This is a genomic window from Synechococcus sp. RC10B2, from assembly GCF_047502635.1.
On record NZ_JANSHO010000036.1, the window covers coordinates 1 to 11,579 of the forward strand.

Annotated in this window: 9 protein-coding genes and 1 CRISPR repeat array; of the genes, 2 read left to right on the plus strand and 7 right to left on the minus strand. The window is 57.5% G+C overall.

The window, feature by feature from the left end; translation table 11 throughout:
• Positions 1 to 113 precede the first annotated feature (113 nt).
• Positions 114 to 1,387: direct repeats of the CRISPR family, unit length 37 nt; unit sequence GTTTCCGTCCCCTTACGGGGAAAAGGTAGGGATCAAC.
• A 274-nt stretch (positions 1,388 to 1,661) separates the two neighbouring features.
• The 3 genes from cas2 to NW855_RS04540 are packed head-to-tail and all read right to left on the minus strand — an operon-like array spanning position 1,662 to position 4,353.
• The gene (gene cas2 / locus NW855_RS04530; RefSeq protein ID WP_414331218.1) at positions 1,662 to 1,940 is read right to left on the minus strand and encodes a CRISPR-associated endonuclease Cas2; all 279 of its coding nucleotides are present in this window, start codon (positions 1,938 to 1,940) and stop codon (positions 1,662 to 1,664) included.
• Positions 1,940 to 2,950 carry a CRISPR-associated endonuclease Cas1 gene (cas1, locus tag NW855_RS04535; protein WP_414403047.1) on the minus strand — a complete coding sequence of 337 codons (1,011 nt, stop codon included), beginning with the start codon at positions 2,948 to 2,950 and terminating at the stop codon, positions 1,940 to 1,942. Before cas1 ends, cas2 begins: the two co-directional genes overlap by 1 nt.
• Positions 2,947 to 4,353 (minus strand): TIGR03985 family CRISPR-associated protein, encoded by a 1,407-nt coding sequence (locus NW855_RS04540; RefSeq protein WP_143597335.1) that lies wholly within the window; start codon positions 4,351 to 4,353, stop codon positions 2,947 to 2,949. The genes cas1 and NW855_RS04540 overlap by 4 nt, the downstream gene beginning before the upstream one ends.
• A gap of 129 nt (positions 4,354 to 4,482) precedes the next feature.
• On the opposite strand from NW855_RS04540, the gene crn3 reads away from it, so the two are divergent.
• On the plus strand, positions 4,483 to 5,388 hold the full coding sequence (crn3, locus tag NW855_RS04545) for a CRISPR-associated ring nuclease Crn3/Csx3 (RefSeq protein ID WP_414403019.1): 906 nt from the start codon (positions 4,483 to 4,485) through the stop codon (positions 5,386 to 5,388).
• Between the two features lie 37 nt (positions 5,389 to 5,425).
• Here crn3 and NW855_RS04550 read toward each other — a convergent pair whose 3' ends face one another.
• The 4 genes from NW855_RS04550 to NW855_RS04565 form a co-directional block, all read right to left on the minus strand.
• On the minus strand, positions 5,426 to 6,262 hold the full coding sequence (locus NW855_RS04550) for an ABC transporter ATP-binding protein (RefSeq protein WP_099812314.1): 837 nt from the start codon (positions 6,260 to 6,262) through the stop codon (positions 5,426 to 5,428).
• 27 nt (positions 6,263 to 6,289) lie between these two features.
• Positions 6,290 to 8,329: a nitrate ABC transporter ATP-binding protein gene (locus NW855_RS04555; protein ID WP_414508404.1), complete on the minus strand. Its 2,040-nt coding sequence runs from the start codon at positions 8,327 to 8,329 to the stop codon at positions 6,290 to 6,292.
• Positions 8,330 to 8,488: 159 nt separating this feature from the next.
• Complete coding sequence (gene ntrB, locus NW855_RS04560; protein WP_414402836.1) at positions 8,489 to 9,316, minus strand: nitrate ABC transporter permease; 828 nt, start codon at positions 9,314 to 9,316, stop codon at positions 8,489 to 8,491.
• Between the two features lie 467 nt (positions 9,317 to 9,783).
• Entirely contained in the window at positions 9,784 to 11,088 is a 1,305-nt protein-coding gene (locus NW855_RS04565) for a CmpA/NrtA family ABC transporter substrate-binding protein (protein ID WP_414508405.1), read from the minus strand.
• Between the two features lie 210 nt (positions 11,089 to 11,298).
• On the opposite strand from NW855_RS04565, the gene NW855_RS04570 reads away from it, so the two are divergent.
• The coding region (locus tag NW855_RS04570) for a tocopherol cyclase family protein (protein ID WP_414508406.1) at positions 11,299 to 11,579 on the plus strand (281 nt) is incomplete at its 3' end.

Here is an 11,579-nt window from a genome sequence, read left to right on the forward strand (position 1 = left end):
AAAGCTCAGTAAATTCAGCAAAGTTCAGGGTTTTGGGGGTTAGAGGCATGCTCTTGCAGGGAGAAGGTAGAGATCAACCTCACTTCTCTTTGCTCATTACTCGCTTCTCTCTAGTTTCCGTCCCCTTGCGGGGAAAAGGTAGGGATCAACGTAGATTCTGAGCGGGAGGTCCCAGAAGAAATTCTGGGGTTTCCGTCCCCTTGCGGGGAAAAGGTAGGGATCAACGTGAGTTTCGCCTCAAGCCCACATGGCTTCCTCAACTCGACGGGTTTCCGTCCCCTTGCGGGGAAAAGGTAGGGATCAACGCTGAGGCCTTAGGGCTTCCCCGTATCATCTCGCTCGAGCTGTTTCCGTCCCCTTGCGGGGAAAAGGTAGGGATCAACTACCTATGTACGCCCGAGAGGGGTACAAAAGGGTGGTATGAGTGTTTCCGTCCCCTTGCGGGGAAAAGGTAGGGATCAACGGGCTAGCTGCCCTCTGTTTGGCCAAATCCGTGGCCTGTTTCCGTCCCCTTGCGGGGAAAAGGTAGGGATCAACCTCGCGCGCAACGAGGTCATGGTCAAGCAGGCTGACGCAGTCGTGTTTCCGTCCCCTTGCGGGGAAAAGGTAGGGATCAACACAGGACCTTAACCTGTTCCCCTGCGACCCCTCGCAGGTAAGTTTCCGTCCCCTTACGGGGAAAAGGTAGGGATCAACTTTCGGGTCTTACCGCCGTGTTGCGGATGAGGTTAAAGTGTTTCCGTCCCCTTACGGGGAAAAGGTAGGGATCAACAGAAAAACGTAATTCTCTGCCAAAGGAGGTTTACTATGGCTAGGTTTCCGTCCCCTTACGGGGAAAAGGTAGGGATCAACCTCCCGGATTTGGGGCTCTGGACCAACCCCGAATCTGGGAGGAAGTTTCCGTCCCCTTACGGGGAAAAGGTAGGGATCAACGGTGCTTTCGTACCTCGTTTAAGGGAATGAGCCTATGGGTTTCCGTCCCCTTACGGGGAAAAGGTAGGGATCAACCTCGAATAACTAGCCCTCCCCCAAACAAAGCACCCAGGGTTTCCGTCCCCTTACGGGGAAAAGGTAGGGATCAACGCCGATGGGCACTACATTGTAGCGATTCCTTATAAGGGGTTTCCGTCCCCTTACGGGGAAAAGGTAGGGATCAACAGTTCCAAGTCACACGGTATGTTTTCAACAATCGTGAGGTTTCCGTCCCCTTACGGGGAAAAGGTAGGGATCAACGGACTATATCCACTCCACTTGGTTTTAACCTCCCCTAAACACGTTTCCGTCCCCTTACGGGGAAAAGGTAGGGATCAACTTACTATAGGTCTCGTATCGAAGAGGCGCGGTCTGCACGTTTCCGTCCCCTTACGGGGAAAAGGTAGGGATCAACCCTACCCTCGGAAAAGCCTGAATTCATGAGGTTTTCAAGGTGCGTTCGCGAGGGAGTACGGAGATTCCTCGACACAGATATTAACATTGTCCTCGCGGCCAAGCGCAAGCGGGGAAATTGAGCTTGCTACGGCCATTATGTCACGTTTTTGGGCCAATCGGGGCAAAAGATCTAAAGTTTCCCTTAAAATCTTGTGCCGGCAGAGTCAGGCTGGTGATGGCTCGCCCCGACAGATCGCGCACAAAACTTTACAATTTCGGCCCGGTGAAGAGCCTCAGAAGATCAGGTAGTCCGGCGGCTCATAGGGGGGAGGCCCCCCGAAGACTTTGGCCTGCTTCTTGGCCGCGGCATCCAAAGGGTAGGCCCGCAGACTGTCTTCCTTGAGATTCAGCAGGGGCAACCACGACTGTTCCAGCTTGTTTTCCAACTCTGCAGTGTCCAGTGGGCATTCGAACACGGAGTATTGCACCCGCTGGCAACACTGTTCCAACTGCTTGGCCAACTGTTGTCGCCGCTTATCGTCCACCACGTCGTAGCAAACCAACCACAGCATCAGCGCAGCTCTATGGGCTCATAGTCTAGGTCACCGCTCACCAGGCAACGGCTCAGCCGGCGGGCTTGCTCCAGCACAATTTGACTGAGGGGCAGGCGGCGAGATTGGGGAGGATAGAGCAATGGCTCGCGGAAGCGGCGTTCCAGCTCTCCCAAAAACAGTTTTTTGGCCAGGGATCCCAGCCATATGCCTGTCCCATCCGGCGACGGCTCAAAGTCTTCCGGCGTGAGCAGGCCAGCCTTGACAAGCTGGAGCACAGCCCAATCCACCACCAAGGGTCGAAACTCCTCCATCATGTCGAGCACCAGGTTGGGGCGGTAGGGCAAGTTGGCGTGGAAAAAGCCGAGATAGGGATCCAACCCGGCCATCACCACTGCCGAGAACACGCGGGCCAGCAGCACCCCGTAGCCCCAACTGAGCAGAGCGTTGATCGGGTCGAGCGGCGGCTGTCGGTTGCGGCCAGTGAAGTTCCACTCAGGCGGAAAGCAATGTTGCAGGGATTGGTAGTAGGTGCGGGCGCAAATGCCCTCCAGGCCCATCAGCGCTTCTCGATCCGGAGGAGTGGTGGAGCGATCCAACTGTTGCAGGTAGGCGGCGATAACATCAATACCCTCCTGTAAGGGGGCAATTTGGCCGCGGGTAGCCCGGTTGTGCAGTTGTAGAATTGCCCGTTGGTTGCGAATCTTGCCGCGCACAATCACCTTGGCCCACCTCAGCCCCCAGGGGGAGTAGGCCCGCTGATACTGGGCCAGACGGATCTCAGAGTTGGTGGAGAAGGATCCCTGCAGGCGACCGCGAAAACCGCCATCCGCACGCAAAAAAATGGTTTCGATGCCTCGATCCAGCAGTTGGGCCAAAGCTGCGCTGGTCAATTGGATCCCGGGCAACACCACCACCAGCTTCACCTCTGCCAGGCGGCAAAGCTGCTCCTGGCCGCGGCGCCGAATGAGCAAGCTTTGGTTCTGGCAGTGAACCACGGTGCCCGGCTCGGTTAAGTAGAGGGTGGTCATGGGCAGGCGGGTTTGGCAAGAGCCAGTTCGGGCCGGTAAAACCGCAGCTCTGCCTCCGCTTCCTGGGCCATCTGTTCCCGATAGGCCAGAGGGGCAATCACTTCGCCGTTGGGCCGCCAATCCCGCAGGCGCATGGTGAAATTGGTGTCTCCCACCCGCACATAGGCGCAGAAGTAGCGGTCGCTGGCCGGCCTCTGCCGGAGAATGTGCAAGATCTTTTCCCGTTCCCCCGCATCGGCGATCTCCCGCCGCACCAAAGCCGGGATCCGCTCGTAGGCAATGGGCTGGAAGGTGGGGTGGCGTACTGTGTTGTCCACGTAGCGGCGGGCAAACTGCGGCGCAAAGCGCAGGATCAAGAGCGCCTTGGGCAGATAGAAATCGGATCCCCAGGCCTCTTCCCAGGCCGCTTGCACCTCCTCAGGAGTGGGCAGATTCCCCTGCCTCTGGCGGGCCAAGAGCTCCGCCGGCACCGCAGGGTCAGACCAGGGCACCACCGTCAGGCGAGGCGAGCGAATGCGATCCAGGCGAAAGTTGTGCCAGCCCAGGGATCTGGCAGCGTGCGGGAGCTGGCCGAAGGCGGCCAAGTACTTGGCGCGGCGGGCATAAAACAGGCAAACCGGGTAGGTGAGGACCTTTTGGATCCCGTGCTGGCGAGTTTCGTAATCAAAGCGGATCAGCCCTGCTGCCGGTTTTGTCCAGAAAGCCTCTAGCTGGTTTTGGTATTCGTCCACCCGCTCCTGCTGTTCGTCGGAGAGGATGTACTCAAACCAGACAAAGAGCCGCCGCTGCGAGTGTTGATGCCCCCCCCAGATATCGTCCAGCAACACCTGCACATCGGGATGCACAAAGGCCACGTCGCTGAGGACGTGGTAGATCTGCTCAAGCTGGCTACCCGACAACGTCAAGGCCGAGGCGGGCGTCGGCAAGGGGGGGCGATCCCCGGCGGCACGGCAGCGAAAGTTATCTCTTCGCCTGGAGTTGGCCTCGATTGGCTGCAGCCAGCCCTGAGCGGCCAGGTAGTCCAGCTCTTTGCGCAGGGTGCGGTGGGTCTTCAAAAAGGGCCGGCTGGCCAGCCGCGTCTCCAGATGGGGAACTTCGGCTTTTAAGGCGGCCAGCAGGTCGGGATGCTCCAGCCAAAAGCTCAGAGGCTTCTGGCAAATGCAACTGGGATCCGGGCAGGAGATCCCATGGGGCAAATCCTGCCGGGGGTGGCTGGGCGAGAAGAGGCGATCGCGGATGTGGGTGTAGCCAAAGGTCTCTGGCAGATCCGGCCAACGGTTTTCGCTGTACAAACCCTGGAGCAACACCCAGAGACGCACCGCCCGCTCCAGGCGCTCTGCCAACTGCCCGCCTGCCAGCCAGCGCAACACCTCCACCGTCAAAGGCAACTCCCCTCCGTTCATCTCCCCCTCCAGGGCAAGGCACAGACCAAGGTCGGATCCCTTCGCCCCTACTCTGCCAACAATTGGAAGATCTTGCTTCCAATCTTCCCCATACTGGGGCCAGGCTGTTGTCTTTCTGTCCCAATTTCCATGTCTGCTGTGGCGCTGCAGTTGCGGTCTGGCTATCTGGCCCATTGGCCGCAGAAACCCCATCTTGGGGGGCTACCGTTTCAGGTGATTGAAATCGAGCTGACCCGACCGGATCGGCTGGTTTTCCCGGAAGATCTGGCCCAACTGCGCCTGCCTGGGGGGATCGACCCCCGCTTGGGAGTGGTGCTGAGCGGGCGCGCCCCCATCTGGCTCTACGGCTGGTTGGTGCACGAGTGCCACTTTACCCGCTGGGTGGCCTGCTACGACCCGCGCTTGGGGGCAGTGGTGGTCTCCAGCCATAGCCCAGACGTGCAGGTGGGCGAGATCATTCCCTGGGTGCAGGGCAGGCCAGGCTCAGAATTGGCGGCGGCAGTGATGGTGGTGGGCCCTCCGGATAGCGGCAAAAGCCGCCTGGCCCGCGCTCTTTTCGAGTCCCTGCTGCCTCAGGCTCCCAACGTTTATCTGCAGCGGGCCCACTGGGATGGGGAAGGAAATTGGACGTTGGATCTGCCGCCGGAAGAAGCCAAAATCCTCAAGCACCGCTACCGGGGCCGCCTGACCCCCGATTTTTTCAGCTTTCACGCCCAGGCCATCCTCGCCCTGCGCCAACAAAAAAGCCTGGTGATCGTGGATGTGGGCGGCAAGGTGGATCCCCACAAGCAGCCGATCCTGGAAGCCTGCTCCCATTATCTCTTGGTCAGCCGGGATCCGGCGGCCATCCCCCTCTGGCATGAGTTTTGTCGGGATCGGGGCAACTTGCGGTGTGTGGCCGTCCTGCACACCGGCCCCTGCCCGGAAGATCTACCCAGGGATCCCAACCAACTGGAGCTGTGCTGGGATCCCGGCTCTCCGCTGCCTGCCGAGCTGGTGCGGGTGGTGCGCGGCTTGGTCGGCTCGGCAGGATAATGGCAGGGAGCTTTCGGCGGCGTGCCGGATGAGATTTTTAGTTAACCGCTTCAGGGTTAGCCTCATGCCCGTAGAGGTAGCTGAGGACAGAGTTGCGCAGGCGATAGTACTGCGGATCCTCCAGAATGCGCTCGCGGTCGCGAGGACGTGGGAAGGGAATAGAAATGACCTGCCCAATGGTAGCTGCAGGGCCGTTGGTCATTAACACCAAACGGTCGGCCAGAAACAGTGCCTCATCGATATCATGGGTGATCATCAAAACCGTGCAGCGATGTTCATCCCAAATGCGCAACAGCTCCTCCTGCAGTTCCTCTTTGGTGATGGCATCCAAAGCCCCAAAGGGTTCATCCAAAATCAGGACTTCTGGTCGAATCGCCAAGGCACGGGCAATGGCCACCCGCTGCTTCATCCCTCCGGAAATTTGCGGGGGATATTTTTGGGCAGCTTCCCCCAGCCCCACCAAATTCAGGTGTTCCTCTACAATTTGATGCTTTTCCGACTGGCTCTTTTGAGGGAAGACCGACTGGACGGCCAGGTAAACATTTTCATAGACCGTGAGCCAGGGTAACAAGGCATATCCCTGAAACACCACCATGCGATCTGGGCCAGGAGCTGTAATCGGCTGGCCTTTCAGCTTCACCGAGCCGCTGGTGGGCTGGGTAAAGCCAGAAACCATATTCAGCAGCGTGGTTTTGCCACAGCCGGAATGTCCAACTATGCAGACAAATTCTCCTGCATCGACCCTAAGATTGATATCTCGCAAGACGGGATACTCCCCCTTAGGAGTTGGGTAAGTCTTGCTGACATTCTCAAGGGTTAAGTAGGGTTCTGCGGCTGTGGCTACTGGGGTAGAGGTTGTCAAGAGGGCAGTCATCGTGGGGTGCTCCAATTCATCGTTTTCTCACAACTGGGAACGTGCTTTTGCAAAGGGAACCTCTAGAGCAACACAGGACGACGATCCAAAGCAACCTCGGCTACATAAATCATAAATATCGTGCTTAATCGCCAAACTGTTGAGGTAGGCCAGGGGATCCTCACCATTAAAGGGGATCCCGTCGAACAATTGAATGGGCTGCCGTTGGTAAGACACATCCAGCCCCAGCTCGCGGGCCGCCGTACTGAACACCCCCACCTGACACACCCGCTCCACGATCTCCACCCAGTTGCGGGGGAAGGGCAGATCCCCCCAGCGGGCCATTTGCGTCATCATCCACAGATGCTCGGTGCGGCTGGGGCGGTTGCCGGCTCCCAGAAAGAAGCGGTGGTGGGCATATTCCCGCATCGGCCTGTCCAAGTCACAGATCAGACGCTGGGGATCCCCCAGATGAATGTAGGAGGGGTCGGTGCTCAGGTAGGCGCGGCGGCTGAGCAGCTCGCGAATCTCGTCGTGGTGGGCCGGATCTTCGCAGTAGCGACAGGCTTCCAGCAGCGCTTTCACCAAGGCAATGTGGGTGTTGGGGTAGGCCCTGGCCCAATCTTCACGCACCCCCAACACTTTGCCGGGATGGCCCGGCCAAATCTCCAGGTCTGTAGCCACCGTAAAGCCACTGCCCTCTAAGGCTGCCCGCAAATTCCAGGGCTCTCCCACACAGTAGCCATCGATGTTGCCGGCTGTTAGGTTGGCCACCATCTGAGCCGGGGGCAGCGTTTTCAGTACCACATCGTGATCCGGGTGGATCCCGCCGGCTGCCAGCCAATAGCGCAACAGCAAATTGTGCATAGAGCTGGGATGCACCACCCCAAAGGTCAGCCGACGGCTGGGACTATCCAGGATGTAAGCCTTCAACTGGCTGAGGGTGTGGATCCCTTGCTCGTAGAAGCGCCTGTGCAGGGTAATGGCATTGCCGTTGCGGGTCAAGGTGAGGGCAGTCACCACCGGCTGGGGTGGGTTGTCCCCGCCGCCCAGAGACATCCACACCGGCATGCCGGCGGGCATTTGGGCCGCATCCAAGTAACCTCCCTGGATGCCGTCTTGGATCCCTCGCCAACTGGTTTCCCGCACCAGATTGACTTCTTCCAGGCCGTGTTTGGCAAAAAACCCCTTTTCTTTGGCCACCGCCAACGGGGCGCAGGCGGTCAGGGGCACAAAGCCGATCTCCAAGTTGATCTTTTCTAAACCGTGCCTGGCCACCACGGTGCTGCGGCGGGCCCGCCACTGTTTGATCCGTTTTTGCTGGTTCAAAAAGTAGATGATCTCGCTGCGATAGCTGTAGTAGCTGGGGTGATTGACTACCTCCAACCGGCGGCGGGGGCGGGGAATATCGATGGTTAAAATGTTGCCAATTCGGGATCCCGGCCCGTTGGTCAGCATCACCACCCGATCCGAGAGCAGGACGGCTTCGTCCACGTCGTGGGTGACCATGAGGGTGGTCATCTGGTGTTCTTCGCAGATGCGCATCAACTGCTCCTGCAAATTCCCGCGCGTGAGGGCATCCAAAGCGCCAAAGGGCTCGTCCAACAACAACACCTTGGGCCTCACAGCCAAAGCGCGAGCGATGGCTACCCGCTGCTTCATGCCCCCTGACAGTTGAGCCGGGAACTTATCCGCCGCCTGCCGCAAGCCGACCAGATCGATATGTTCTTCGACAATCTGCTGACGCTCTGCCGGGGAGTAGTTTTTCAGCACAGCGTCTACCGCCAGGGCAATGTTTTGTCGAACCGTTAGCCAAGGCAAAAGCGAGTAATGCTGAAACACCACCATGCGATCCGGGCCGGGAACGGTGATGGTGTGTCCATCCAAAGCCACGATCCCTCCGGTAGGCAGAGACAACCCCGCCACCATGTTCAGTAGGGTGGACTTGCCGCAGCCGGAGTGGCCGATTAAGGAGACAAACTCCCCGCGGTGAATTTGGAGATCGATCCCTTTGAGGGCTAGATATTCTTGGCCTCCAGGCAGACCAAACGCTTTTTCCACTTGCTCTACACTGACCAATACAGACACAGAAGACCTCCCCACCTGTAGATATTGCTCAGCAACTCGGATCCCAGACCTCAGTTCTACTCTTTTTGAAGAGCTGATTGGGGCTAACACTCAAAGACAATGTAAGAGGGATCCCAACTCAATTGGATGGACATGCAGTGAAAAGATCTGCAAACGAGGCTAGCGATTGGCTATTTTGTTTTGCAGGGCAGCCACCAGTCGATCCAAAAGCAAGCCCACCGCCCCAATGTAGATGACAGCAACGATGATCTCAGTCACGTAGTTCTGCTGGTAGGCATCCCAGATGAAAAAGCCGATCCCTGGCACGCCGGACATGACAATTTCTGCAGCAATAATCGCCAGCCAGGATAGGCCAATGCCAACCCGCAAACCTGTGAACATGTAGGGCAAAGCAGAGGGCAGCAGCACCTTAAAAAAGAAGTCAACTTTAGAAAGCCTCAGCACTCTAGAAACGTTGATGTAGTCTTCCGGGATCTGCCTCACCCCCACCGCCGTGTTGATCAAAATGGGCCAGATAGAGGTGATGAAAATAACAAACAAAGCAGCCGGCTCATTGCGCTGCAAAGCAGCCAAGGAGATGGGCACCCAAGCCAAGGGAGCCACCATGCGCAAAAACTGGAAGATGGGATCCAAAGCGCGGTTGATCCACATGCTGCTGCCCACCAAGATCCCTAGGGCAATGCCCACCAAAGCGGCACTGCAATAGCCGATGGCCACCCTTTGTAGGCTGGCCAAGGTTTGGCGCAGCAGCCCTTGGTCGAGGTCGCTGTTGCGGTACAAAGGATGCAGGATCAGGTACCGGCTGCGCTCATCCATCCACACATCCCAGGGCCCCGGCAGCCGAATCAGGTTGGCGCCGGACAAAAGTTGCCAAATCAACAAAAATCCCACAATGCCAACCACGGGAGGGAGGATCTGATCTCGATACTTGGCAAAGTCGAACTTGGTTGTCGAGGGCTTTGCCGGAGAAGAAAGTGTCGTCGTCATGGCTCCTAGAGAGGATAGAGTTTTACAAAGTTCTCTGTTTCTGCGCCTTCGAAACACCTCGACTGAGGGGTTCTACAAAGTTCTGGAATCAGAGCATGAACTTGGATCAGCTTTGCCTTTTCCTTGGACGGGCAAGCACAGGGACTGCAAACTCGACAAAACTCTCACAGCAATCAGCAAAATCAGCGCCCCCATTGCCATTGAAAGGATGAGCCTGTCCCAGTAAAGCTTGGCTGGTCTCTCGAAGCAGGGATCCCTGGAGTGTTCTCGCGGAACGTGCAGCAGAGCTAACATGGCCGATCCTCAACATAGTGTTCAGAACCATTCAAAAGGCGCAAGGCTGACAGTCTCTATCAACCCGATGTGAGCAGAAAGCTCGGCCCAGCCTTTTTTAACTCGATGGGATCCCGCGAATGGGCAGGATTTCTGCTACACAAGAAACACGTCTGTGTTGACCTGAGCCGAGACTAGGCCCTCTTGATTTTCAGGCTGTTCAAGTAGGCCTGGGGATCCTGGGGGTCAAACACCACACCATCGAAGAAACGCTCCGTTCCCCGCGAAGTGTTGTTGGGAATATTCTTCACTCCCAGCGCTTGGGCAGCCTCCCGCCAGAGATCTTCGCGGTTCACCTCATCCACCAGACGGCGGGCAGTATCCAAATCCTTGAGGAAGCGAGCGTGGAAGCCCCAACGCAGCGATTCGGTCAAGAACCACAGGTCATGGCTCTTGTAGGGATAAGAGACGCTGCCCCGCCCATCTTCCCAGTACAGAGGCCCGGCGTTGAAATCTTGAACAGCCGGCTTGCCATCTCCCAATTCGTACTTGCCCTGGAAGGGAGGCGTGAGAACCTCGACCGGCACATTCAGATAAGCGCGCCCCGAAAGGATGCGCGCCAGCTCTTCACGGTTGGCCGGATCGTCGCACCATTGCTGCGCTTCCATCACAGCCATCAAAACTGCTTGTGTGGCTCTGGGGTTTTGCTCCACCCAGTCGGCGCGAATGGCCAAGTATTCTTCGGGGTGAAAAGGCCAGATCTGCTGGGTGAGGGCCGCCATAAAGCCGATCCCATCGGCCACAATTCGGTAGGGCCAGGGATCCCCGGTGCTAAAAGCATCCATGGTGCCATTGCGCATTCCCTGCACCGTTTCGGCAGAGGGAACCGCCAACAGGTCGATGTCTTGATCCGGATCTACCCCCCCGGCAGCAAACCAGTAACGGATCCAAAAATCTTGATTGACGTTGGGGAAGGTATGAGCGGCCTTGAATTTGCGTCTGTTGCTGGCGCTGAAATTTTTGATGTAATCCGCGGCTCCCGAGATATCCAGCCCCAAACCCTTGCCAACATGCATTCCAGCAATGGCAATTCCGTTGCCTTGGGTGATCAGTTGACACAGAACTGCCATGCGCACCGGCTGATTGTTGGTGATGGCGCCAATGTGGATCATGTGAGGCATCGGCATCTGCCACTGGCCGCCGTCAATGCCCCCACCTGCTGAGCCGATGACCACGTTGTCACGGGCTGCCGGCCAACTGGCCTGTTTCAACACCTCTACACCGGTCATGCCATGCTTGTCGAAAAAGCCCTTCTCCTTGGCGATGATCAGGGGGGCAGACTCCACAATCGGTATAAAGCCTAACCTGAGATTGGGGGTTTCTGGGCCGCTGGCCTGGGCAACCCAGTAGCCTGTGCTGGCCCGTGCTAAGCTGCCACTCACGAGTCCACCCACGGTGGCCGCACCCGCAGACAGCAAAAAGTTACGACGTGACGTCATGCTCACCTCATCGAAAGGATATGTGAAGGCAAGATGGAAGCTTTCCGGTTCAAGTCGCCTAACCCATGGATTTCCTTCGTGAAATCTCAAGAAATCCTTAAATCTCAGCTTGGTTGATATCCTAAGGGCAAATAAATATAGAAACAATACAATTATTATTTTGGTAAGCATAGACTTCCGTTTATCATTTTTGCGATGGCTTAGGTCTCAATGGCGTTTCCTCCAACGGCGGCTTGCTCTGGGCAAAACAGCTCAACAGATTGGGGATCCCTGCCCCATGCCGGCTATCACTGGGATGGCTGTGCCGAGCCGTTTTTCGAGGGCTGGTACAGCCGCGTCACCTTGCCCGGGGATCCGCCCATTAGCTTTGCCGTCATGTACGCCATCGATCCCAGGCGGGGAGGCATGGCGCAGGTGTTGGGGCCAGACGAGGAGTTGCATTGGCGCACCTTCCCCAATCCACAGCGCTTCTGGGCCAGTTGGCGGCACCT